Below are 23,202 nucleotides of genomic sequence, written 5' to 3' on the forward strand. Positions count from 1 at the left end.
CGAAGCGCCCCGCAAAGGTTGACCACCTCCCCGACTGGGCGACAATGTGCCCAGCCGAGTTACCGGAACACACAACTGTCACAGAGGAGTTCGCACCGTGATGCCAAGCTTGAAATGGGCCGTACTGGCCGCCTCCGCCAGCCTTCTCGTCGCCTGCGGCGGCAGCAACGAAGGCACCCCCAACGGGGCCATCGCCTACAACCCCGCCACCGGGGATGCCGCGATCTACGTCAATGCGACCACCGAAGGCCAGGCCCGTTCCGAAGCGGTTCGCAACTGCGGCACCACCGCTTGCGACGTGGTTCTGACCTTCTCGGGTGACGGCGTCTGCGGTGCCATTGCCCTGAGCGCCAATGGCGTCATTGGCGTCGCCAAGGACGATTCCGACGCCGAAGCGGAAGTGGGTGCTGTCACCAATTGCCAGGCCAAAGGTGGCTCCAGCTGCTACATCCCGGCCGCTGTCCGGGGCGATTGCAACGGCTGAGCCAGCACCAGCCCCGCATCTGCCCACACCGCAGATGCCTCTCCACCCGGCCCCTGCCCAGGCGCCGGGTTTTCTTTCGCCGGTACGACGGGCCGGGGCTTACTTCGTCGGCGATGGCCCACCGACCAGCTCGATGCGGCGCTGCAGCCGCTGCACATCGTCCTCTGCGCCGCCGCCGCTGCGCGCGCGCTCCTGCTGCACACGCAACCAGGCCATCAAAGGCCGGCGCCAGCCCTGGGCCGAAGCGGTCGCCACGGCATCGGCCACCACTGCCGGGCTGGCCTGTCCACGCCGCAGCAGCACACCAGCCGCCACCAGGCGCGACAGCGGGTCATCGATGCGGGCCAGTGCAGGTGCCAGATCGGTGCCCGCCCCCGCCAGGCTGGCCTGGGCCAGCGGGCGCTGGGCAGACGGCAGGCGCTCGGCGTCGGCACTGCCCGCTTCGCCCTGCAGATAACGGGCATAGGCCTGCTCCGGCGCCGCCGCATCAATGGCCAGCGGTGCATAGCCTTCGCAGGCGTCGAAAACCAGCGCCGCCACCCGCGTGGCGCAATGCGCCAGTTCCAGCCGCGCAGCCAGCGCTGGCTGGCCGGTGCGCGCCACCTCGCTGCGCGCGCGCGTGATCTCGGCCTGCGCCACCCGGTCGTTGCCGGCAAGCCAGGCATCGGCCGCCCGCTCGACCGCACTTTGGGCGTTCATCTGCCAGTCGGGCGGCGGCGGTGTGCTGCTGCAGGCGGCGAGCACAGCGGTGGTCAGGAGTATGGCCAGGGCAAGCCGCCCAAAGGCGTTCGGGCGCATGGGGGTCATGGCAAGGTGATTTCCGTTTCGCGTTTGAACGGCCATTTGCGGTTGAGGTCGTTGATGAGGCCCTCGACCTTGCGCAGGCTGGCCTCGACATCGGCGCGCAGCAGGCCCAGGTCGGCGGTGGCTTCGCGGGTGTTGCTGGCGATGCCTTGCGCTTCCACCAGCAGAGCATCCACCTTCTGCAGGCTGCCGCGGGTGTCGGTGAGCAGACCGTTGAGCTGCTGCACGGTGGCCCGCGCATCGCCCACCAGCCCCCCGCCGGCCGCGCTGCCCGGCGCACCACCGTCCTGGCCGAAGACCTGCCGGTCGGCGTTGGTGACCAGCGAATCCAGCCGCGCGGTCAGACCGTCGGCACGCGCCAGCAGCGTGTTGGCGCGATCGATCACCTCGCCCACCTTGCGCGCGTCGGCCTCGTTGCCCATGAGCAGCCCCATCGCGCCCTGCGGCCCCTTGAGGCGCTCGGTGGCCACCAGGGCATTGGCGAGGGTCTGATTGAGGGCCGAGTCCGCACCCGTCATCTGGTTGAGGTTGGTGAGCAGGTCGCGCACCTGCGCCACGAGTTGCGGGATCTCGGCCGCCGCATCGCCCCGCAGCACGTGCCGCTCGGCCCCGTCTTCGAGCGGCGGATCGCTCAGCACCCCGCTGTAGGCCCGGATGCGGGTGCCGCCGACCAGCGCCTTTTCCATCGTGAAGATGCTGGACGTGCGCAGCCAGCGCGCGTCGCGGGTGGGCACGTCCACCAGGATGCGCACGTTGCCGTCGTCCGCCAGATCGATGCGCGCGACGCGGCCGATCGGAAAGCCGGCAAAGGTCATGGTCATGCCGGTGGCCACCCCTTCGGAATCGTCGGAGATCAGTACCAGGCGCTGCGTGCGCTCGAACACCCCACGCGCGTACATGACATACAGCGCCGAACCGGCCACGAGCAGCAGCATGAGCAGCAGCAGCAACGCCGCCTTGAATTCGAGGTTGCGCACCGACTCGGGCGTGCCGGGTTCGGGGGAAGCAGGTGGCTGGGTCATGGGGGGGGCGGTGTCAGTAATAGTTGCCAAGCAGCGATACCACTTCGAGCAGCAGCAGCACCGACAGCAGGCGGGCAAACTCGGAAATGTCGCTGCGGCGCGAATAGCCACCCAGCACGTCGCGCTGCGCGCTCGATCCCATCGGCACAAAGGCGACCGCCAGGCTGAAGAACAGGGTCTTGAGCACGAAGATCAGCGACACCGCCGGCGTGAACACGCTGCCCACGCCCCGGTTGTAGGCGGCCAGCCCCCAGGGCGAAAAACCGTAGACGTTCAGATAGGTCAGCACCAGTGCCGTCAGGCCACTCAGGGCCGCCAGCAACCACACCGAAAACGCGCCCGCCAGCGCGCGCGGCAGCATCTGCTCGCGCAGCAGGGTCTGCGGCTCGTGATACACGCCGCGGCGGTGCTGGTCGGCCAGCAGCCGGCGGATGCGCTGGGCCTCCGGCATGGTGTAGCGCAATGCCACGAACAGCGCGGTGTACAGCGGGATCAGCTCCAGCACCAGGGTGCGCACCAGCACTTCGAGCGCGTACTGCGACAACCCGTAGCTGAAGGCGGTGGCCACGACGATGCGGATCAGCACCAGGCTGACCAGGGCCGAAAGCACCAGAAACCAGGTCAGCAAGGGCGCGCTGGCCCGGTACAGGTGCGACAGCACCGCGCTGCGCTCGGCGGGGCGGTCGTAGCTGGACGGTGACAGCGCCAGCACCACGATCTGGGCACCGATCAGCATCACCTGCCACCAGGCGCGCCAGGCGGCCAGCACCTGCTGCCCCCAGCGCAGCAAAAGATCGTGCATCGACGCGAGCAGGTTCATGCAGACGATGATAGCGGCGCCACGCCCTCCGTTCCCCCAGAAACCCCGCAGAAGGCAACCGATTGTGAAATGCTGCCGGCCCGCCGGCCTCAGCCGCCGACAGGCTTTTGCGCCAGCGCCCAGTCCACATGCTCACGCACCAGCGCACTCGGGTGCGTGGCGCGCGCGGCCAGCGCTGCGCGCCAGGCCGCGTCCTCGCGCTGGCGCAGCGCGTTGCCCAGGGCCACGGCCACGTTGCGTAGCCAGCGTTCGTGGCCGATGCGGCGGATCGGGCTGCCTTCGGTGCGCTGCAGGAACTCCGCCTCGGACCAGCCCAGCAAGGTGGCGAGATCCGCACCGGCCAGACCCGGGCGCTCATCGAAATCGGGCAAGGCGCTGCGCCGCGCAAACTTGTTCCACGGGCACACCAGTTGGCAGTCGTCGCAGCCGTAGATGCGGTTGCCCAGCAACGGCCGCAGCTCGGGCGGAATCGGCCCGGCGTGTTCGATGGTGAGGTAGGAAATGCAGCGGCGCGCATCGAGCCGGTACGGCGCGACGATGGCCCCGGTCGGGCAGGCCTCGGCGCAGGCGTTGCAGGCCCCGCAGTGCGAGGACACGGCCTCGCTGGGCGGCAGCGCGATGTCCACATACACCTCGCCCAGAAAGAACAGGGAGCCGCCCTCGCGGTGCAGCACCAGCGTGTGCTTGCCGCGCCAGCCCTGGCCGCTGCGGGCCGCCAGTTCCGCCTCGAGCACCGGCGCCGAATCGGTGAAGGCGCGGTGCCCGAAAGGCCCCACCTCAACCGCCAGCCGTTCGGCCAGCTTCTGCAGGCGCTGGCGCAACACCTTGTGGTAGTCGCGCCCCCGGGCGTAGACCGACACCACCGCCTCGCCCGGGCGCGTCAGCCGCGCCAGCTCGCGCTCGGTCCAGTCCGGCGCCGCGTCGCGCGGCAGGTAGTCCATGCGCGCCGTGAGCACGCTCACGGTCCCGGGCACCAGCTCGGCGGGCCGGGCGCGCTTGAGCCCGTGGCTGGCCATATAGTCCATGGAACCGTGGAAGCCCGCCGCCAGCCAGGCCTGCAAACCGGGTTCGGCGCTCGAAAGATTCACGCCCGCCACGCCGATTTGGGAGAATCCCAGTTCCCGGCCCCAGGCCTGAATCCGTGAGACGAGTTGAGCAGCATCCAGACCGGGTTTCATGACCCGCGCATTGTAGAAACGCCCCCGGCCGCGTGGTCCACCCAATGGGCCACCGAAGCCGACACCGCCGCGTTCGCGCAGCGCCTGGCCGCCTGCCCGGCCATTGTGCGCGCCACCCTCGTGCTGCACGGCGACCTGGGCGCCGGCAAAACCACGCTGGTACGCCACCTGCTGCGCGCCCTGGGCGTGCAGGGCCGCATCAAGAGCCCGACCTACGCGGTGGTCGAGCCGCACAGCAGCACCGCGTGCCCGTTGCTGCAGCCCGGCGAGACGCTGTCCATCTGGCACTTCGACTTCTACCGCTTCACCGACCCGCGCGAGTGGGAGGATGCCGGTTTCCGCGAACTTTTCGCCAGCCCCGGCCTCAAGCTGGTGGAATGGCCCGAACGCGCCACCGGCCTGATGGGCGTGGTCGATGCCGAACTGACCCTTTCCCCCGATCACGACATGGCCCATCCGGACACCGCTGAAGCCCCCGCCCGCCGCGTGACCTTGCTCGCCCACACACCGGCTGGCCAGCAACTGCTGGAGGCCGCCCACTCATGACGGCACCCCCGTCCGCACGGCGCCACCTGCTGCGCGCAGGCCTGCTGATCCTGCTGATCGGGCGGCAGCACATCGCCTGGGGTGCCACCGTCATCGCCGTGCGCCTGTGGCCCGCCCCCGACTACACCCGCGTCACCATCGAATCCGACGGCGCGCTGCGCCTGCGATCGACACGCACCGACAACCCGCGCCAACTGGTCGCCGACATCGAAGGGGTGGACCTGGTCGAGAGCCTGCAAAGCCTGGCCAGCCAGCTGCGCACGGACGACCCCAATCTGGCCGCCGTGCGCGTGACACCGGCCGGCCCGGGCGTGGCCCGGCTCACGCTCGACCTCAAGCAGCCTGTGCGACCGCAGGTGTTCCAGCTCACGCCGGTGGCGGCCTACCAGCACCGACTCGTGCTCGATCTGTACCCGCAACACGCCGTCGACCCGCTGGACCAGTTGGTGGCGCAGTACATGCGCGACACCGATGCCAGCAGCGAGCGCGCCGCGCGTCTGCTGGGCCTGGATCTGTCGGCACTGCGCGAACCGGGCACCGCCGGTGCGCCTGCCGCCGAAGACCCCCTGGGTCAGCTGATCGCCGAGCGCGAACGCCAGCAGCCACCGGCCACGGCCGCCGCAGCCCCATCCGCGCCGCCGCCCGCCAGCACGCGCCGCGGCAAGACCGCCCCCCCCGGCAGCTCATCGGGCACCGAGCGCCTGATCCTCGTGGCGCTCGACCCCGGCCACGGCGGCGAAGACCCGGGCGCCATCGGGCCGGGCGGCACGCGCGAGAAGGACGTCGTGCTGCAAATCGCGCTGAAGCTGCGCGACCGCATCAACAGCACCCGCATCAACGGCAACCCCATGCGCGCCTACCTGACCCGCGACGGCGACTTCTTCGTGCCGCTGAATGTGCGCGTGCAGAAGGCCCAGCGTGTCCGGGCCGACCTGTTCATCAGCATCCACGCCGACGCCTTCATGACGGCACGCCCGCAAGGCGCCAGTGTCTATGCGCTCAGCACCAAGGGTGCCAGCAGCGCCGCGGCGCGCTGGATCGCCGACAAGGAAAACGCGGCCGATCTGGTGGGCGGCCTCAACGTGCGCAGCAAGGACGCCACCGTGCAGCGTGCCCTGCTGGACATGAGCACCACGGCCCAGATCAAGGACAGCCTCAAGGTCGGCACCGCGATGCTCGGCGAGGTCGGCCGCGTCGGCAAGCTGCACAAGCCCCAGGTCGAACAGGCCGGCTTTGCGGTGCTCAAGGCCCCCGACATCCCAAGCGTGCTGGTCGAAACCGCCTTCATCAGCAACCCCGACGAAGAAACCCGCCTGCGCAGCGCCGCCTACCAGAACGACCTGGCCGACGCCCTGTTGCGCGGCGTGGTGCGCTACTTCCAGCAAAACCCGCCGCTGGCCCGCACGCGCACGCTGTAAACATCCGGCGGCCGATCACCGCCGGGTTGCCGCCGCCACCCGCCCGGCACGCAGGCGGCCAAGCCGCGATCAGTCGGCGCGCTGCCGCGCCAGCAAGGAACCGAGTCCCGCCGCCAGCGTGTCAACCAGGCGCCGCGCGGCTTCGGTGTCGGGCCGGGCCACGGTCGGCGTCTTGTTGACGTCAAAAATCACGGCCTCGCCCTGGTGCATCACGAAGTCGATCTTGCCGTAGTCGATCTGCCACTGGCGCCGGAAGCGGCGCAGATTGGGCGGGATCTCGCGCACCAGATCGGGCCGGTAATCGCCGCTGGTGATGACCGGATAGGGGGCGGTTTCTGCGCGGGTGAATTCCGCGTCGCCCAGGAAATACCACTCGCGCAGCACATACTGGCCGTCGTGGCGCTCGGGAACAAAACGCTCGATCACCAGTTGCTCATCGTCCCACCAGGCGTCGGGAACGTCGTCGGCCGAGGGCAGAACCTGGTAGTCGGCCTTGCTGCTGATGACATGGCCCGAGGCCGACCGCGGCGGCGGTGTTTCGCCCGCGGCGCGGCGCTCGGGTTGCCCCGCGTAATTGAGGCTGGATTTGACGATCACCGGCCCGGTGTAGCCGTCACCGCGAAAGACCTGGTGGTGACTGAGCCGGCGCTTGCGGATGTCGGTGAGCCCTGCATTGACGGTCGCGGGAAAACGGGCGGCCACGGCCTGGTAATCACGCGGCAGCACCGACAGGTCGACGTGCATGAACAGCAGGTCGGCCGCCGGCACATCGCGCGGGTCCGCATGGCGCACCACGCGGCAGCGCGGCTCCCAGGCCTCCAGGAGGAAACGGGCCAGGTAGGTGCTGTCTCGGGACGGGCTTTTCGGGTGCTCCAGCAGCAGGATGCTGGCCGGTAACGCCTCCCCATGGCCTGCGGCAGCGGGCCGCATCAGGCCGCCTTGTTCTGGCGGCTGGCGCGCCAGCCTCCGATGATGGCGATCAGGCCCGGCACGAAGATCAGCGCCCAGATGATCTTGCTCAGGTTGGCCTGCACCCAGGGCAGGTTGCCGAACCAGTACCCGGCGGCCGTCAGGCCGATCACCCAGATCAGGGCACCGATCACGTTGTAGGCGGTGAACTTGCTGCGCGTCATCTCGGCCACGCCCGCCACGAACGGTGCGAAGGTGCGGATGAACGGCATGAAGCGCGCCAGGATGATGGTCACGCCGCCGTAGCGCTCGTAGAAGTTGTGCGCCTGGTTGAAGGCGTTCTTGTTGAAAAAGCGCGAGTTCTCCCACTGGAACACCTTGGGGCCGAAATAGCGCCCGATGCTGTAGTTGAGCTGGTCGCCCGCGATGGCGGCCAACAGCATCAGGCCGGCCGCCAGCGGGTAGTCGATCAGCCCGGCGCCGCACAGCGCCCCGACGATGAACAGCAGCGAATCGCCCGGCAGGAAGGGCATGACGACCAGCCCGGTCTCGACGAAGATGATGAGGAACAGCAGCGCATAGACCCAGGCGCCGTAGGTCTGCACAAACGCCTGCAGGTGCTTGTCCACATGCAGGATGAAGTCGATCAGCATCATTACCAGTTCCATGGCGCGCGATTATCCCTGCAGCGGCCATGGCCCCGGCGAGCCGTTCTTACAATGAACGCGTGAACGCACCCCAGCCCCTGACCGCCCCGCCCCGCCGTCCCATCCGGGAGCTGCCCGACGAATTGATCAGCCAGATCGCGGCCGGCGAAGTGGTCGAGCGCCCGGCCTCGGTGGTGCGGGAACTGGTGGACAACGCGCTGGACGCCGGCGGCACCCAGATCACCGTGCGGCTGCAGGCCGGCGGCGTGCGCCTGATCAGCGTCGAAGACGACGGCGTGGGCATCCTGCGCGACGAGCTGCCCACCGCGCTCAAGCGCCACGCCACCAGCAAGATCGCCAGCCTCCAGGAGCTGGAAGCGGTCGACACCATGGGCTTCCGGGGCGAAGCGCTGGCGGCGATCTGCTCCATCGCCGAAGTCAGCATCCTCACCCGCACCGACGACGGCGCCACCGCGCACGGCTGGCTGCTGGACGGCCGCAGCGGCGAACTGCAGCCCACCGCCCGCACCCGCGGCACCACCGTGGAAGTGCGCGAACTGTTCTTCGCCACCCCCGCGCGGCGCAAGTTCCTGAAATCGGAAAGCACCGAACTGGCGCACTGCATCGAGGCCGTGCGCCGCCACGCGCTGGCGCGGCCCGAAGTGGGTTTTGCCATCTGGCACGACGGCAAGCTGGTCGCGCAGTGGCGCGCCGTGGCGCCCGACCTGGCCGGCGGCGAGCACACCCTGGACGCGCTGCGCCGCCGTCTGGCCGACGTGCTGGGTGAGGACTTCGTCGAGCAGGCCGTGGCCGTGAACTGGCCGGCCGACGCCGTGCCCGGTGAAGCCGCACTGGCGGGCGGCGTGCAGCGGCTGCAGGTCTGGGGTTTCGCCGGTGTGCCCGACGCCGCGCGATCGCGCGCCGACTGGCAGTTCGCCTACGTCAACGGCCGGTTCGTGCGCGACAAGGTCATCACCCACGCCGCGCGCAGCGCCTACGAAGACGTGCTGCACGGCCACCGCCAGCCGGTGTACGCGCTGTACGTCCACATCGATCCGACCCGGGTCGACGTGAACGTGCACCCGACCAAGATCGAAGTCCGCTTCCGCGACAGCCGCGAGGTGCACCAAGCCGTGCGCCACGCGGTGGAAAGCGCCCTCGCCGCCCCGCGCTCGACCGCGCACGCGGTGCTGCCCACCGCCCCCGCCCTGCCGCCAACGGGCGGGCTGCCGACCGCTGGCGCGCCCGCGCCCGAATGGGCCCCGGCGCTGGCGCCCGTGGCGCGGCAGCAGCCCCTGCCCTGGCAGCGCAGCGCGCCTGAAATCGGCCAGCGCGTGAACGATCTGCAAGCCCTGTGGCAACCGGCGGCTCCGGCGGCGTCATTCGCGCCTGTCGACACCGTGGCGGCGCCCGCTGCAGCCCCTTCGCCGAACAGCCTGCCGGCCCCCCCGGCACTGCCCGACGGCGAATGGCCGCTGGGCCGGGCCGTGGCGCAGTTGCACGGCGTCTACATCCTGGCCGAAAACGCACAGGGCCTGGTGGTGGTCGACATGCACGCGGCGCACGAACGCATCGTCTACGAGCGCCTCAAGCAGCAACTCGACGCGCACCAGGTCGCCAGCCAGCCGCTGCTGATTCCGGCCACCTTCGCCGCCACGCCCGAAGAAGTCGCCACGGCCGAGAGCGCGGCCCCGGTGCTGGCCCAGCTGGGGCTGGAAATCGTGCCGTTCTCGCCGAAGACACTGGCCGTGCGCGCCGTGCCCACCACCTTGTCGGCGGGCGACCCGGTGGCCCTGGCGCGCAGTGTGCTGGGCGAACTGGCGCAGCACGAAGCCAGCACCGTGGTGCAGCGCGCCCGCAACGAGCTGCTGGCCACCATGGCCTGCCACGGCGCGGTGCGCGCCAACCGGCGCCTCACGCTGGACGAAATGAACGCCCTGCTGCGCCAGATGGAAGTGACCGAGCGCAGCGACCAGTGCAACCATGGCCGCCCCACCTGGCGCCAGTTGGGCATGAGGGACCTGGACGCGCTCTTCCTGCGCGGGCGCTGAGGCACCAAACAAGGGCCATTCAGGGTTTCGCATACCCAAAAATGGCACCACACAAAGACATAGAGCCCCAAAACAAGGCATTTTTGCCTGGCGAAATGCGGTTTTTTCATAATGTCATGCACCAAAACAGGCATGACCATGAAATACACCTCGGTTCACGACTTCCTCGCTCACGTCGCCCAGCGCAATCCGGGCCAACCAGAATTCCACCAGGCCGTCACCGAGGTGATGGAAAGCCTCTGGCCCTTCATTGCGGCCCACCCGAAATACGCCGAACAGGGCCTGCTGGAGCGCCTGGTCGAGCCCGAGCGGGTGGTCATGTTCCGCGTGTCGTGGGTCGATGACCACGGCCAGGTCCAGGTCAACCGCGGCTACCGCATCCAGCACAGCATGGCCATCGGCCCCTACAAGGGCGGCATCCGCTTCCATCCCTCGGTCAACCTGTCGGTGCTCAAGTTCCTGGCCTTCGAGCAGACCTTCAAGAACGCGCTGACCACCCTGCCCATGGGCGGTGGCAAGGGCGGTTCGGACTTCGATCCCAAGGGCAAGAGCCCGGCCGAGGTGATGCGCTTCTGCCAGGCCTTTGCCGGTGAACTGTTCCGCCACGTGGGCAGCGACACCGACGTGCCGGCCGGCGACATCGGCGTCGGTGGCCGCGAAGTGGGCTACATGGCGGGCATGGTCAAGAAGCTGACCAACCGCGCGGATTGTGTGTTCACCGGCAAGGGCCTGAGCTTCGGCGGATCGCTGATCCGCCCCGAGGCCACGGGCTACGGCACGGTGTACTTCGCCCAGGAAATGCTCAAGACGCGCCAGATGGACTTCCAGGGCCTGCGCGTGAGCGTCTCGGGCTCGGGCAACGTGGCGCAGTACGCGGTCGAAAAGGCCATGCACCTGGGTGCCAGGGTGATCACCGTGTCGGACTCCAGTGGCACCGTGATCGACGAAGAAGGCTTCTCGCCTGAAAAGCTCGCGCTCCTGATGGAGGTGAAGAACCACCTGTACGGCCGCGTGAGCGACTACGCCGCCCGCACCGGTTCGCGCTTCGAGGCCGGTGTGCGCCCCTGGCACGTGCCGGTGGACGTGGCCCTGCCCTGCGCCACGCAGAACGAACTGGACGAAAACGACGCGCGCACCCTGATCGCCAACGGCGTGAAGTGCGTGGCCGAGGGCGCCAACATGCCCTCCACCATCGAAGCGGCCAAGGCCTTCGAGACCGCCGGCATCCTGTATGCGCCGGGCAAGGCCAGCAACGCGGGTGGGGTGGCCACGTCGGGCCTGGAAATGAGCCAGAACGCCGAGCGCATGGCCTGGCCGCGCGAGGAAGTGGACGCCCGCCTGCTGCAGATCATGCAGGGCATCCACGCCGCCTGCCTGGCGCACGGCCGGCAGGCCGATGGCCGCGTGAGCTACATCGACGGCGCCAACATCGCCGGCTTCGTGAAGGTCGCCGACGCCATGCTGGCCCAGGGCGTGATCTGAAACCGACCGCCCCCGGCCTGGCGCGCTGCCAGCCAGGCCACCGAAGCGGGCCGAACGCCCGCTTCAGTCCAGCGTCTGCCGGTAGCGCCTGAGCGCGATCACCCCGGCCACCGCGGTGAAGGCCAGCATCGGCCAGAGTTCACCCCAGAGTTGGGGCGCCTCGGCGCCCTTGAGCATGATGCCGCGCACGATGCGCAGGAAATGTGTCAGCGGCAGCACCTCGCCCAGGTGCTGCGCCCAGGGCGGCATGCCCCGGAACGGGAACATGAAGCCCGAGAGCAGCATCGAGGGCAGGAAAAAGAAGAAGGTCATCTGCACCGCCTGCAACTGGTTGCGCGCGACGGTGGAGAAGGTGAAGCCGACCGCGAGGTTGGCGACGATGAAGACACCGATCATCGCCATCAGCAGCGCGAAGCTGCCGACCATCGGCACCTCGAACAGCAGCAGGGCGGCACCGATGATCACGCCCAGCTGCACGTAGCCGATCACCACGTAGGGCAGGATCTTGCCCACCATCACCTCGAACGGCCGCACCGGCGTGGCCAGCAGGTTTTCCATGGTGCCGCGCTCGCGCTCGCGCGTCATCGCCAGGCTGGTCAGCATCACCATGGTCATGGTCAGGATGGTGCCGATCAGGCCGGGCACGATGTTGTAGCGCGACAGGCCTTCGGGGTTGTAGCGGCGGTGGATGCGCAGCTCGAACGGCGGCGCCCCCTTCTGCAATGGGCGCAGCGGGCCGACCAGGTCGTGAGCCAGCGCCTGCGTGCCCATCTGGCCCAGCGCGGCAATGGCGTTGCCCGAGGCCGACGGGTCGGTGGCGTCGACCGCCACCAGCACCGCCGGCTGCTCGCCCCGCACCACCGAGCGGCTGAAGTCGTGCGGGATCTCGACCACGAACTGCACCTCGCCGTCGGCCATGAGCGCATCGGCCTCGGCCGGCGAGGTGCCCTGGTGCACCACCTTGAAGTAGCCGCTGTTCTGCAGCGCCGCGACCAGGCTGCGCGCCTGCGGCCCGGCGTCGGCCGCCACCACCGCCGTCGGCAGGCCCTTGGGGTCGGTGTTGATGGCGTAGCCGAACAGCACCAGTTGCAGCACCGGAATGCCCGCCGCCATGGCGAAGGTCAGGCGGTCGCGCAGCATCTGCTGGAATTCCTTGAGGAACACGGCCCAGGTGCGGGCGGGCGAAAAGCGGCTCATGCCTGGGGCCTCCCGGGGGCGCCCGGAGCAAAGTTGTCCTGCGCGCGGTCGAACAGGCCGATGAACACATCCTCCAGCGTGGCGCGGCTGGCTTGCACACGCAGGCCCGGTTCGGCCTGCAAGGGCGCCAGCGTCTGCGCCAGCCGGTCCGCATCGGGCCCGGCCACGTGCAGCGCGTTGCCAAAGGCGACCACGCTTTGCACGCCGGGCTGGCCGCGCAGGCGCTCGGCCCAGGCGCCGGCCCGTTCGCCCTCGACCGACCAGACACACAGCCCCGCGCCCTCGACGATCTGCTGCTCGCTGCCGCGCGCCAGCACCGTGCCGTAGGCGATGTAGACCAGGTCGTGGCAGCGCGCGGCCTCGTCCATGTAGTGCGTCGAGACCAGCACCGTGATGCCCTGCCCGGCCAGCGTGTGAATCTGGTCCCAGAAGTCGCGCCGCGCCTTCGGGTCCACGCCCGCCGTCGGCTCGTCGAGCAGCAGCAGGCGCGGTTCGTGGATCAGGCAGGCCGCCAGCGCCAGCCGCTGCTTCCAGCCGCCCGAGAGCGCGCCGGCCAGTTGCTGCTGGCGCCCCTGCAGACCCAGGCGCTCCAGCGCGCGGTCCACCGCTTCACGGCGTTTCGGCAGTTCGAACAGGCGCGCCACGAAGTCCAGGTTCTCGCGGATCGACAGGTCTTCGTACAGGCCGAACTTCTGCGTCATGTAGCCGACCTGGCGCTTGATCGCGGCGGCGTCCTTGCGGAAATCCAGCCCCAGGCACTGGCCCTCGCCCGCGTCGGGCCGAAGCAGGCCGCAGAGCATGCGGATGGTGGTGGTCTTGCCGCTGCCGTTGGGGCCGAGGAAGCCGCAGATGCGGCCCTGGCCGACCTGCAGGTTCACACCGTCCACCACCGCACGGCCGCCGTAGCGCTTGGTCAGGCCACGCACATCGATGGCCAGCGCACCGTTCACGACGGGTCCTTGGCGGCGGGGTGCACGTCCAGCGGCTGCCCGGGGTGCAGCCTCGTGGCCTGGGCCGGATCGGGTTTGGCCTCGACCAGGTAGACCAGCCGCGCGCGCTGCGCGTTCGAATAGATGACCGGCGGTGTGAACTCGGGCGCGGTGGCGATGCGGCTGATGCGCGCGTTCACCGCGGCGCCGCAGCCGTCGCAGGACAGCGTCACCGACTGCCCCAGCGCCAGCGCGGCCAGTTCCGCCTCGGGCACGTAGAAACGCGCCTTGACCGCGCCCGGCGGCAGCAGCGACACCACCGGCTGGCCGGCCCCCACGTACTCGCCCTGGCGGTAGAACACCTCGGCCACCTGCGCGTCGGCGGGCGCGGCCTGCTGCTTCTGCGCGACCCGCCAGGCGCCCGCACGCACCGCTTCGCGCGCCGACGCGGCCGTGGCCTCGGCCGCCTGGCGCTCGTCGCTGCGGGCGGGCAGTTGCGCCACGCGCAGGTTCGATTGCAGCTCGGCCACCCGCTGCTCGGCCTGACGCAGGGTGGCGGTGGCGCTATCGAGCTGGGAGGCCGCCACAAAGCCCTGGTCAACCAGCGCTTTCTGGCGCCGCCAGGCCGACTGGGCGAGCGCGGCCTGCGCATTCGCCTGCGCCAGTTGCGCGCGCACCGCAGCCAGTTCGTCGGGGCGCCGCCCCTTGTCGGTGTTGCGCGCCTGGGCGGCGCTGGCCTCGGCCTGGGCCTCGGCCTGCGCGACCGCCGCCTGTTCGGCCTCCGCGTCCAGCGCGAACAGCGGATCGCCCTGCTTCACCGGGTCGCCCGCGCGCACCGCGAGCCGGTCGAGCCGGCCACCGATCGGCGCCGCGATGTAGACGTGGTCGCCCTCCGCATACCCCGACCAGCCGGTCGGCGCGGGCTGGCCGCAGCCCGACACCCCCGCCAGCAGCGCCAGCGCAGCCGGCAGCAAGCCCATCCGATTCAAGCGCATGGCTTGTCCTTTCCGGCGCACAGCGCCACCAGAACCATTTCGATCCGCTGCTCGGTGGCCGCGTCCGAGAGCATGTCCTCGTCGAGCCGGTCGACAATCAGGGGGTGTTGCAGTGCCAGCGCCCGCAGGCCCCGCCCGGCCAGCAGGGGCGCCGCCACCGCGCCCATCACGAAGCCCATGCGGCGCAGCGGCGGCATGGGGGCGATCTGCCCGGCCCGCTCGGCTTCGGCCATCAGCCCGGTCAGCAACCCCAGGTGGCGCGGTGCGTTGCGCTGCACGAAGGCCAGGGCGGCGGGCTCGCCCTGGGCCACGTCGCCCAGCACCCGCACCAGCAGTTCACCGCGCTCGCGCAGTGCACGCCCGAGCCGCTGCAGCACCGCCTTCAGCCGCACCAGCGGCGCGGCCGGCCCGCTCGCCGCCTCGCTCAGCTCGCTGAAAAGATCTTCGTAGACGCCCTGCAGCACGGCGGTCAGGAAGGCGTCCTTGCTCTCGAAGTGGTAGTGAAACAGGCCCGGCTTCACACCGGCCTGCTCGGCCACCCGGCGCACCGACAGGCCGGCACAGCCGTGCGCGGGGTAGAGCAGGCGGCCGGCAGCGATCAGGGCCAGATCGGCCTGGGAGGAAGGACGGGCCATGGTGAAAACGGTAGAGCGAGAATTATTGGTCACACGTCCAATAACTTCAAGAACCGGCCGTGAACTTTCTGCCCGACCGGGCGTCAGTTCTCTGCATGAAGCGCCTCATCGCCCTCCTCCTGCTGTCCGCCGCCGTCCTGGCCGGCTGTGCTTCGCTGGACGAACGCCAGCGCGTGTGGATCTTCCAGCCGTCCGACCGGAGCTGGGGCCGGGGCGAAGACATCGCCGCGCGCATGCAGGAGGTCTGGATCGACTTCAGCTCGCGCGAAACCGGGGAGCCGGCGCGCCTGCACGGGCTCTGGAGCCCCCACGAGCGGCTGGAACAGGACCCCAAGGCCCCGGTGCTGCTGTACCTGCATGGCGCGCGTTTCAACGTCGTCGGCTCGGCCTTCCGCGCGCAGCGCATGCAGGAGCTGGGCTTTTCCGTGCTGGCGATCGATTACCGGGGCTTCGGCAAGAGCACCCACACCCTGCCCTCCGAAGCCCTGGCCTACGAAGACGCCCGCGCAGCCTGGGAATGGCTGGCCCGGCGCTATCCCGACCGGCCGCGCTACATCTTCGGCCACTCGCTGGGCGGCGCCATCGCCATCGAACTGGCGTCCCAGGTCGACGACGAGGCCGGCACCCTGGTCGAAGGCACGTTCAGTTCCATTCCGGACGTGGTCAGCTCGTACAAATGGGGCTGGCTGCCCGTCGGCCCGCTGATCACCCAGCGCTTCGAGGCGATCGACCGGGTGGCCCGGATCGGGTCACCGCTGCTGGTCGTGCACGGCAGCGAGGACCGCACCATCGCCCCCGAACTGGGGCGCAAGCTGTTCGAAGCCGCCACCGGCCCCAAGCGATTCGAGCTGGTCGAAGGCGGCTCGCACCACAACACCAATGCCGTGGGCCAGTCGCAGTACCGGACGGCGCTGGCCGAACTCTTCGGGCTGCGCTGAGGCGGCGCCTCAGAGATTGAGCGGGATCGGCGCGCTCAGGTCGAGGCCGGCGAACTCGCAGCCCCGGCGGTAGTCCAGCATGTGCTTGCGCGTCCAGCTCACGGCGCGTTCGGCATCACCCGCCGCCAGCGCCGCCACCACATCGCCATGGGCCTGCAGCAGGCGTTCACCCGACTGCGGCAGGGCCGGCGCGATGGCCGCGTAACCGGCCCGCATGAGCTGACTGACCGGGCTGCGCGCCAGCTGCAGCGCCGGGTTGTGCGAAGCCTCGGCCACCAGGGTCTGGAATTCGATGGTGCTGTTGAACGGTACGTCGGTCATCTTCACGCCGATCGCGTCGCCCAGCACGATGCCGAAGAAGTGGTGTGGCGCCCCGCGGGCCGGGATGCCGAAGTTGGCCTTGGTCGGGTTCTTTTTCGCCCAGTCCACGAAATCGGCCAGGGTGTTGGCCTTGGGGTCGGCACCGCTGGCGATGGCGAAGGCGAATTCGCTCACCGTCCCGATCGGCACCAGGTCCTTGACCGGGTCGTAGCTGAGTTTCTTGAACGTGAAGGGATAAAGCGAGCGCAGCGCATCGGGGCCAAGCATCACCACGCTGCCGTCGTTGGGCGCCGCCTTGAGCACGTCCACCGCGATGCGGCCGCCCGCGCCGGGCTTGTTGTCCACCACCACCGGCCGGTTGAGTTCGACCTTGATCTTTTCGGCCAGCACGCGGGCGATGATGTCGAACGAGCCGCCAGCCGGAAAACCGACCAGGATCTTGGCCGGTGTGTCCTGGGCACTGGCCGACAGGGGCATGGCGGCGGCGACGGCGGCGCTGGCCAGCAGGCCGATGACGGTCCGGCGGCGGGATGGAAAAGTGCGTTGCATGGTTGGTCTCCTGTTGTGATGAGGGGGAACGGGAACAAGGGAAATCAGGGCGAGCGGGCCGGGCGCGCGTCGTGTTCGGCCTGCAGCACGCGCCAGAGCACCTTGCCGGACGCGCTGCGCGGCAGGGCGTCGGCCAGCTCGACACAGCGCGGCACCTTGTAGGCCGCCATGTGATCGCGCGCCCAGGCGACCACGTGTTCGGGCCGCAGCTCGCCGCGGTGGCTCTCGCGCGGCACGATCACGGCCTTGACGCTTTCGCCGCGGTAGTCGTCGCGCATGGCGATCACGCAGGCTTCCTGCACGCCGGGGTGGCGGTGCAGCAGCGCTTCGACTTCGGCCGGCCAGACCTTGAAGCCGCTGGCGTTGATCATGCGTTTGAGGCGGTCGGCCATGTAGAAGTAGCCGTCGGCGTCCATGCGCCCCAGATCGCCGGTGCGGAACCAGCGCCGGCCGTCGCGTTCGACGAAAGCCGCTTCGGTGGCCTGCGGCTGGCGCCAGTAGCCCCGAAACACCTGCGGTCCACTGACCAGGATTTCACCCACCTCGCCCACCGGCAGGCTCTCCAGCGTGTCGGGGTCCACGATCCGGGCCTGCGTGCCCACGTAGGGAATGCCCAGGCAGTGGCGGCGCGCGGCGTGGCGCGGATTGGTGTGCGTGGGGGCGGCGGTCTCGGTCAGCCCGTAGCCTTCCACGTAGGTCAGGCCCAGCCGCTGGTGCAGCTGGTCGGCCACGGCCTCGGGCATCGCCGCGCCGCCGCCGCCGATGTAGCGCAGGCTGGACAGGTCGGCCCGCTCGATGCCCGGCATGGCCAGCAGGTCGATCACCATGGTCGGGATGTTGGGCCAGTGCGTCACGCGCCGGTGTTCGATGGCGTGCGCCGCCATCTGCCGCTCCCAGCGCGGCAGCAGCACCAGCCGGCAGCCGTGGCGCACCGCCGCGAGCAGGCCCATCACCAGACCGGTGATGTGGAACATGGGCGTGACCACCAGCACCGCGTCACCCGGCCGCATGTCGAGCCAGGGGCCGGCGGCGATGGCGTTGTGCATCAGGGTTGCGTGCGTGTGCAGGCAGCCCTTGGCCGCACCGGTGGTGCTGCGGGTGTAGGGCCGGCAGCGCGAGGTCGTCCCCATGCGCGGCAGTGGCCGGCATGCACTTCCTGACGCCCGCCCACCTGACCCCGTTGGTGGAAGTGGTGCGAGGCCAGGCCACCAGCGATGCCAGCCTGGCGCGCGCCCGGGCGCTGGCCCTGCGCCTGGGCAAGCTGCCGGTGCTGGCCGGCAACGCCTGGGGCTTCATCGGCAACCGCCTGTTCGAGGGCTACCTGCGCGAGGTCGACGCGCTTCAACTCGAAGGCGTGCCGGCCGCGCGCATCGATGCGGCACTGGAGGCCTTCGGGTTTGCGCTCGGCCCCTGCCGCACCCTGGACATGGCGGGCACCGATCTCGTCAGCCAGGTGCTACTGGCGCGTGGACAGCGTGTCGAGCAAGGCCCGGCCTACCGCCGGATCACCCGCCGCCTGGCCGAACTCGGGCGCCACGGCCACAAGAGCGGCCGGGGACACTATTGGTATGAGGGGCGCCAGCACCGCCCGGACCCCGACCTTCAGCGGATCTGTGCCGAGGAGGCCCTGGCCCTGGGCATTGCGCCGGCCCCCGATATCAGCGACGACGCCATCGTGCGCCGCTGCGTGATGCCACTGATCACAGAAGGCCAGCGCGTGCTGACCGACGGCATGGCCTGCCGCGCCAGCGACATCGACCTGGTCTGGGTGCTGGGCTATGGCTTTCCCGCCGCCCGCGGTGGCCCCATGGCCATGGCCGACTGGGGCGCACTGGCGCCCTGAAAGCAGGCGCCCGGGGCATCTGCTACCCTCGACCGGATGTCCTCCCCGTCCCCCCTTTCCAGCGCCGCGGCAGCCCCCATGCCGCCCGCCCTGGTCGTGCTGGTGCTCTCGCTGCTGCTGGGACTGCAGCCCGTCACCACCGACCTGTACCTGCCCGCCCTGCCCTCGATCACCCAGGGGTTTGGCGCCGGCATGCCGCAAGCCCAGCTCACGCTCACCGCGCTGCTGCTCGCGTTCGGTCTCTCGCAACTCGTGTGGGGCCCGCTGTCGGACCGCTTCGGCCGGCGTCCGGTGCTGCTGAGCGGCACCGCGCTGTACGTGGTGGCGGCCATCGGCGCGGTGTCGGTCACGTCGATGGAGGCGCTGATCGTCTGGCGGACCCTGCAGGGGGCGGCCATGGGAGCGGGCGTGATGGGCGCGCGGGCGGTGGTGCGCGACCTCTACAACCCCGCCGACGGCGCGCGCATCATGTCCAAAGGGCTCACCGGTCTGGGCGTGATCGCCTGCGCCTGCGCCCCCGTGGGCGGCGTGCTGGCCGAGCACCTGGGCTGGCGCGTGGCCCTGGCGGCGCTGGCCGTCTTCGGGGCGGCCACGCTGGCCCTGCTGGCCTGGCGCTTCCGCGAAACCCTGCCGAACAAGAACCCGCGCGCCCTGGAACCCGTGGCCCTGCTGCGGACCTGGGGCCAGATCGTGCGCCACCCGACCTTCCTGTCCTACACCCTGCTGGCCACCACCTCCTACGGCGGCCTGTTCACCTTCCTGGCCACCAGCTCCTTCGTGTTCATCGGGGTGCTCGGCCTGTCCCGGCCGACCTACGGGCTGGTGATGCTCACGATGTCGCTGGCCTACATCGTCGGCACCTTCCTCTGCCGACGCCTGCTGCCCCGTTTCGGCGTCCGCCGCACCGTGGCCATTGCCGGCGCCTGCACGCTGACCGCCGGCACCACCATGGGGCTGCTGGCGCTGGCGGGCGTGCAGCACGTGGCGGCGATCATGCTGCCGTTCTACCTGTTCATGCTCGGCCACGGCGTGCACCAGCCCTGCGGCCAGAGCGGCGCCGTGGGCCCCTTCCCCCAGGCGGCTGGCGCGGCGTCGGCGCTCAGCGGCTTCCTGATGATGGTGGCGGCCTTTTTCACCGGCGGCTGGCTCGGCCGCAGCCTGGCCGAGCATCCGGGCAGCGTCACCCCCCTCACCCACGGCGTCTGGTTCTGGAGTGTGCTGATCGCCCTCACCGCCTGGACCCTGGTCCAGCGCTACGGCGAAGCCCGCCCCGCCCCGCAGCGCATGCCCGACCCCGCCGCCCCACGGGCAGGTTGACCCATGACCACTGCGGTCCCCGTGCTTCCCTGCATCGCCCTCACCGGCCCCACGGCCTGCGGCAAGAGTGCGGCCGCGCTGGCCATCGCCCGCCGCTGGCCGGTGGAAATCATCAGCGTCGACTCGGCCCTGGTCTACCGCGGCATGGACATCGGCACCGCCAAGCCCACGCCCGAGGAACTCGCCGCCGCCCCGCACCACCTGATCGACATCACCGACCCGCTGCAGGCCTACAGCACGGCCGAATTCGTGCGCGACGCGCGGCGCCTGATCGGCGAAATCCGTGCGCGCCAGCGCACCCCCCTGCTGGTCGGCGGCACCCTGCTCTATTTCAAGGCCCTGATGCAGGGCCTGGACGAGATGCCACGCGCCGATGCCGCGGTGCGCGCGCGCATCGAAGCCGCCGCCCGGGCTCACGGCTGGCCCGCCCTGCACGCCGAGCTGGCGCGCATCGACCCGGTGACGGCCGCCCGACTCGCGCCCGCCGACGCGCAACGCATCCAGCGTGCGCTGGAAGTGTTCGAGGTCTCCGGTCAGCCCATTTCGGCCCTCCAGACCGGCGGCCAGCGCGCCGACAACCCGGTGTCACCCGGGGCCTTTCTCAGTCTGGAGCCGGCCAGCCGGGCCTGGCTGCACGCGCGCATCGCCCAGCGATTCGACGCCATGCTGGCCACCGGTTTCGTCGACGAAGTGCGGCACCTGCGCGCACGCGGCGACCTGCACCCCGACCTGCCATCGATGCGCTGCGTCGGCTACCGCCAGGCCTGGGAAGCGCTGGATGCGGCGGGCGACGCGCCGCTGACGGTCGCCCAGACCGCCGCGCTGCGCGATCGCGGTATCTTCGCCACACGCCAGCTCGCCAAACGCCAGATCACCTGGCTGCGCGCCATGCCCGACCGCGTGGTGATCCCCGGCGATGCACCGGACGCCCTGGCCGCCGTGCTCGCGAAGGTTCAGACCTTGATACCCCCGGCGGGCCAGGCAACGGCATGAGCCTGCGCGTCCACGGCCTGGCCAAACGCTACGGCGAGGTGCCGGTGTTTGCCCACGTGGACCTGGCGGTGGCCCCGGGCGAATTCGTCGCCATCGTGGGCGAATCGGGCGTGGGCAAGTCCAGCCTGCTCAACTGCCTGGCGGCGCTGGACGGGTGGGACGCAGGCTCGATCACCTGGGACGGCACCGACCTGGGCACCCTGAACGAGGCGCAGCGCGCCCACTGGCGCCGCGAGCACCTGGGCTTTGTGTTCCAGGCCTTTCACGTGCTGCCGCATCTGGACGTGGCACAGAACGTCGCCCTGCCCCTGCTGCTGCTGAACCGCCCGGATCCCGCCCGCGTCGCGGCCATGCTGGAAGCGGTCGGGCTCGCCGGACTGGGCGCACGCCTGCCAGCACAGCTTTCGGGCGGCCAGCTGCAGCGGGTGGCGATTGCGCGTGCCCTGGTGCACCGGCCGCGCCTGATCCTCGCCGACGAACCCACCGGCAACCTGGACCCGGCCACCGCTGCCCGGATCATGGACCTGCTGATCGCCCAGTCACGGGCCCACGGCACGGCGCTGGTGCTCGTCACCCACGCTGCCACGGCCGCCGGGCGCGCCGACCGGGTGTTGCATCTGCGCACCGGCGGACTGGTGCCGGAACGTGGCGAACAGACAACAGGGGCTATGGCAGAATCGCCCTCCACTGCGACGGAGTCCGGGAGGCGTGAGCCGGACCGCCTGCAAACGTGGCTGCCAGAGTCACGCCCCTGAACCAGCCTGCCGCGCGGCAGCCCAGGGAGCGGTTCCAGCCGGCCACGCCCCAGAATGGAAAGCTCTGCATGAAGATTGCCGTTGCCGGCACAGGCTACGTAGGCCTGTCCAATGCCGTCCTGCTGGCCCAGCACAACGAAGTGGTGGCGCTGGACATCGTGCCCGAGAAGGTGCGCCAGATCAACGCGCGCCAAAGCCCGATCGTCGATGCCGAGATCGAGCACTTTCTGCGCCATGAAACGCTGAATCTGCGCGCCACCACCGATCCGCAGGAAGCCTATGGCGACGCCGACTACGTCATCATCGCCACCCCCACCGACTACGACACCGAGACCAACTACTTCAACACCCGGTCGGTGGAAGCGGTCATTGACACGGTGACCCGCATCAACCCGAAAGCGGTCATGGTGATCAAGTCCACGGTGCCGGTCGGCTACGTGGCCAAACTCCGCCCCTTGCCCGGCGGCTCGCAGGTGATCTTCTCGCCCGAGTTCCTGCGGGAGGGAAAGGCGCTCTACGACAACCTGTATCCCTCGCGCATCATCGTGGGCGAACAGTCCGAGCGCGCCCGCGTGTTCGCCGATCTGCTGCGCCAGGGGTCGCGCAAACCCGACGTGCCGGTGCTGTTCACCGACTCGACCGAAGCCGAAGCGGTCAAGCTGTTCTCGAACACCTACCTCGCCATGCGGGTGGCGTTCTTCAACGAGCTGGACAGCTACGCCGCTTCGCACGGCCTGGACACCCGCCAGATCATCGAAGGCGTGGGCCTGGATCCGCGCATCGGCAGCCACTACAACAACCCCTCCTTCGGCTACGGCGGCTATTGCCTGCCCAAGGACACCAAGCAGTTGCTGGCCAACTACACCGAGGTGCCGCAGAACCTGATCCAGGCCATCGTCCAGTCCAACACCACGCGCAAGGACTTCATTGCCGACTGCGTGCTCCGGCGCCAGCCGAAGGTGGTGGGCATCTACCGGCTGATCATGAAAGCCGGCTCGGACAATTTCCGCTCGTCGAGCATCCAGGGCATCATGAAACGCATCAAGGCCAAGGGTGTGTCGGTCATCATCTACGAGCCAGGCCTGTCCGAAGACACGTTCTTCCACTCCCCCATCGTCCGGGACCTCGACACGTTCAAGCAACAGGCCGACGTCATCATCAGCAACCGGATGAGCGACAGCCTGGCGGATGTCCGGGACAAGGTGTTCACGCGCGATCTTTTCGGCAACGACTGACGCCGGATTTTTCTTTCGGGTATTCGTAAAAGCGGGTGGGCGCCAACAATGGGCTGATGTATGTCACGCCAGCCAGAAGTCGTAAAACAGTGTTGCAAACATTGTCGCTTCACTGTACAGTTACGCTATCGAAA

General features: G+C 69.8%; 23 protein-coding genes. 11 read left to right on the forward strand and 12 right to left on the reverse strand.

Going from position 1 to position 23,202, the window contains the following annotated elements:
• The first annotated feature begins 100 nt into the window (after positions 1-100).
• Positions 101-484, forward strand: coding sequence for a DUF4189 domain-containing protein (locus tag L0977_RS16805; RefSeq protein WP_234266005.1), 384 nt, complete (start codon positions 101-103; stop codon positions 482-484).
• Positions 485-583: 99 nt separating this feature from the next.
• On the opposite strand, the gene L0977_RS16810 is transcribed toward L0977_RS16805, so the two are convergent.
• From L0977_RS16810 to queG, 4 genes are all read right to left on the reverse strand, one after another.
• Positions 584-1,291, reverse strand: a complete 708-nt coding sequence (locus tag L0977_RS16810; RefSeq protein ID WP_326491082.1) for a hypothetical protein — start codon at positions 1,289-1,291, stop codon at positions 584-586.
• Positions 1,288-2,310: an MlaD family protein gene (locus L0977_RS16815; protein ID WP_234266006.1), complete on the reverse strand. Its 1,023-nt coding sequence runs from the start codon at positions 2,308-2,310 to the stop codon at positions 1,288-1,290. Before L0977_RS16815 ends, L0977_RS16810 begins: the two co-directional genes overlap by 4 nt.
• Positions 2,311-2,323: 13 nt before the next feature.
• Positions 2,324-3,130: an MlaE family ABC transporter permease gene (locus L0977_RS16820; RefSeq protein ID WP_234266007.1), complete on the reverse strand. Its 807-nt coding sequence runs from the start codon at positions 3,128-3,130 to the stop codon at positions 2,324-2,326.
• An 89-nt stretch (positions 3,131-3,219) separates the two neighbouring features.
• Positions 3,220-4,308 (reverse strand): tRNA epoxyqueuosine(34) reductase QueG, encoded by a 1,089-nt coding sequence (queG, locus tag L0977_RS16825; protein WP_234266008.1) that lies wholly within the window; start codon positions 4,306-4,308, stop codon positions 3,220-3,222.
• Between queG and tsaE the strand changes: the two genes are divergently transcribed.
• Positions 4,291-4,854, forward strand: coding sequence for a tRNA (adenosine(37)-N6)-threonylcarbamoyltransferase complex ATPase subunit type 1 TsaE (tsaE, locus tag L0977_RS16830; protein ID WP_442786649.1), 564 nt, complete (start codon positions 4,291-4,293; stop codon positions 4,852-4,854). The genes queG and tsaE overlap by 18 nt on opposite strands.
• Positions 4,851-6,272: an N-acetylmuramoyl-L-alanine amidase gene (locus tag L0977_RS16835; protein ID WP_234266009.1), complete on the forward strand. Its 1,422-nt coding sequence runs from the start codon at positions 4,851-4,853 to the stop codon at positions 6,270-6,272. The genes tsaE and L0977_RS16835 overlap by 4 nt, the downstream gene beginning before the upstream one ends.
• 69 nt (positions 6,273-6,341) lie before the next feature.
• Here the strand turns inward: L0977_RS16835 and L0977_RS16840 are convergent, their stop codons facing one another.
• Together L0977_RS16840 and L0977_RS16845 are read right to left on the reverse strand one after the other, a co-directional pair.
• On the reverse strand, positions 6,342-7,202 hold the full coding sequence (locus L0977_RS16840; protein ID WP_234266010.1) for a hypothetical protein: 861 nt from the start codon (positions 7,200-7,202) through the stop codon (positions 6,342-6,344).
• Complete coding sequence (locus L0977_RS16845) at positions 7,202-7,849, reverse strand: DedA family protein (protein ID WP_234266011.1); 648 nt, start codon at positions 7,847-7,849, stop codon at positions 7,202-7,204. The genes L0977_RS16840 and L0977_RS16845 overlap by 1 nt, the downstream gene beginning before the upstream one ends.
• Before the next feature lie 26 nt (positions 7,850-7,875).
• Here L0977_RS16845 and mutL point away from each other — a divergent pair, with 26 nt between their 5' ends.
• Together mutL and gdhA are read left to right on the forward strand one after the other, a co-directional pair.
• On the forward strand, positions 7,876-9,879 hold the full coding sequence (gene mutL, locus L0977_RS16850) for a DNA mismatch repair endonuclease MutL (RefSeq protein WP_234266012.1): 2,004 nt from the start codon (positions 7,876-7,878) through the stop codon (positions 9,877-9,879).
• 138 nt (positions 9,880-10,017) lie between these two features.
• Positions 10,018-11,361, forward strand: a complete 1,344-nt coding sequence (gdhA, locus tag L0977_RS16855; RefSeq protein ID WP_234266032.1) for an NADP-specific glutamate dehydrogenase — start codon at positions 10,018-10,020, stop codon at positions 11,359-11,361.
• Between the two features lie 63 nt (positions 11,362-11,424).
• Here gdhA and L0977_RS16860 read toward each other — a convergent pair whose 3' ends face one another.
• From L0977_RS16860 to L0977_RS16875, 4 genes are read right to left on the reverse strand one after another with little or no spacing between them, the layout of a single operon-like run.
• Positions 11,425-12,558: an ABC transporter permease gene (locus L0977_RS16860; RefSeq protein ID WP_234266013.1), complete on the reverse strand. Its 1,134-nt coding sequence runs from the start codon at positions 12,556-12,558 to the stop codon at positions 11,425-11,427.
• The gene (locus tag L0977_RS16865; RefSeq protein ID WP_234266014.1) at positions 12,555-13,508 is read right to left on the reverse strand and encodes an ABC transporter ATP-binding protein; all 954 of its coding nucleotides are present in this window, start codon (positions 13,506-13,508) and stop codon (positions 12,555-12,557) included. The genes L0977_RS16860 and L0977_RS16865 overlap by 4 nt, the downstream gene beginning before the upstream one ends.
• Complete coding sequence (locus tag L0977_RS16870) at positions 13,505-14,482, reverse strand: HlyD family secretion protein (RefSeq protein ID WP_234266015.1); 978 nt, start codon at positions 14,480-14,482, stop codon at positions 13,505-13,507. The genes L0977_RS16865 and L0977_RS16870 overlap by 4 nt, the downstream gene beginning before the upstream one ends.
• Complete coding sequence (locus L0977_RS16875) at positions 14,473-15,117, reverse strand: TetR/AcrR family transcriptional regulator (RefSeq protein ID WP_234266016.1); 645 nt, start codon at positions 15,115-15,117, stop codon at positions 14,473-14,475. The genes L0977_RS16870 and L0977_RS16875 overlap by 10 nt, the downstream gene beginning before the upstream one ends.
• A gap of 95 nt (positions 15,118-15,212) precedes the next feature.
• Between L0977_RS16875 and L0977_RS16880 the strand changes: the two genes are divergently transcribed.
• Positions 15,213-16,055: an alpha/beta hydrolase gene (locus tag L0977_RS16880; RefSeq protein WP_234266017.1), complete on the forward strand. Its 843-nt coding sequence runs from the start codon at positions 15,213-15,215 to the stop codon at positions 16,053-16,055.
• A gap of 9 nt (positions 16,056-16,064) precedes the next feature.
• Here the strand turns inward: L0977_RS16880 and L0977_RS16885 are convergent, their stop codons facing one another.
• The gene (locus L0977_RS16885) at positions 16,065-16,925 is read right to left on the reverse strand and encodes a tripartite tricarboxylate transporter substrate-binding protein (RefSeq protein WP_234266018.1); all 861 of its coding nucleotides are present in this window, start codon (positions 16,923-16,925) and stop codon (positions 16,065-16,067) included.
• A 44-nt stretch (positions 16,926-16,969) separates the two neighbouring features.
• Positions 16,970-18,055, reverse strand: coding sequence for an AMP-binding protein (locus L0977_RS16890; RefSeq protein ID WP_326491084.1), 1,086 nt, complete (start codon positions 18,053-18,055; stop codon positions 16,970-16,972).
• A 17-nt stretch (positions 18,056-18,072) separates the two neighbouring features.
• Here L0977_RS16890 and L0977_RS16895 point away from each other — a divergent pair, with 17 nt between their 5' ends.
• The 5 genes from L0977_RS16895 (at position 18,073) to L0977_RS16915 (ending at position 23,068) form a co-directional block, all read left to right on the forward strand.
• A complete protein-coding gene (locus tag L0977_RS16895; RefSeq protein WP_234266019.1) occupies positions 18,073-18,768 on the forward strand; it encodes a 3-hydroxyacyl-CoA dehydrogenase family protein in 696 nt (231 codons plus the stop codon).
• A 36-nt stretch (positions 18,769-18,804) separates the two neighbouring features.
• Positions 18,805-20,085: a multidrug effflux MFS transporter gene (locus tag L0977_RS16900; protein ID WP_442786647.1), complete on the forward strand. Its 1,281-nt coding sequence runs from the start codon at positions 18,805-18,807 to the stop codon at positions 20,083-20,085.
• A 3-nt stretch (positions 20,086-20,088) separates the two neighbouring features.
• Positions 20,089-21,078 carry a tRNA (adenosine(37)-N6)-dimethylallyltransferase MiaA gene (miaA, locus tag L0977_RS16905; protein WP_234266021.1) on the forward strand — a complete coding sequence of 330 codons (990 nt, stop codon included), beginning with the start codon at positions 20,089-20,091 and terminating at the stop codon, positions 21,076-21,078.
• Positions 21,075-21,833, forward strand: a complete 759-nt coding sequence (locus tag L0977_RS16910) for an ABC transporter ATP-binding protein (protein WP_234266022.1) — start codon at positions 21,075-21,077, stop codon at positions 21,831-21,833. Before miaA ends, L0977_RS16910 begins: the two co-directional genes overlap by 4 nt.
• 68 nt (positions 21,834-21,901) lie before the next feature.
• Positions 21,902-23,068, forward strand: a complete 1,167-nt coding sequence (locus tag L0977_RS16915) for a nucleotide sugar dehydrogenase (protein ID WP_234266023.1) — start codon at positions 21,902-21,904, stop codon at positions 23,066-23,068.
• The last annotated feature ends 134 nt before the right edge of the window (positions 23,069-23,202 follow it).

Source organism: Hydrogenophaga sp. NFH-34 (genome assembly GCF_021401345.1).
GTDB classification, from domain to species: Bacteria; Pseudomonadota; Gammaproteobacteria; order Burkholderiales; family Burkholderiaceae_C; genus Hydrogenophaga; species Hydrogenophaga electricum.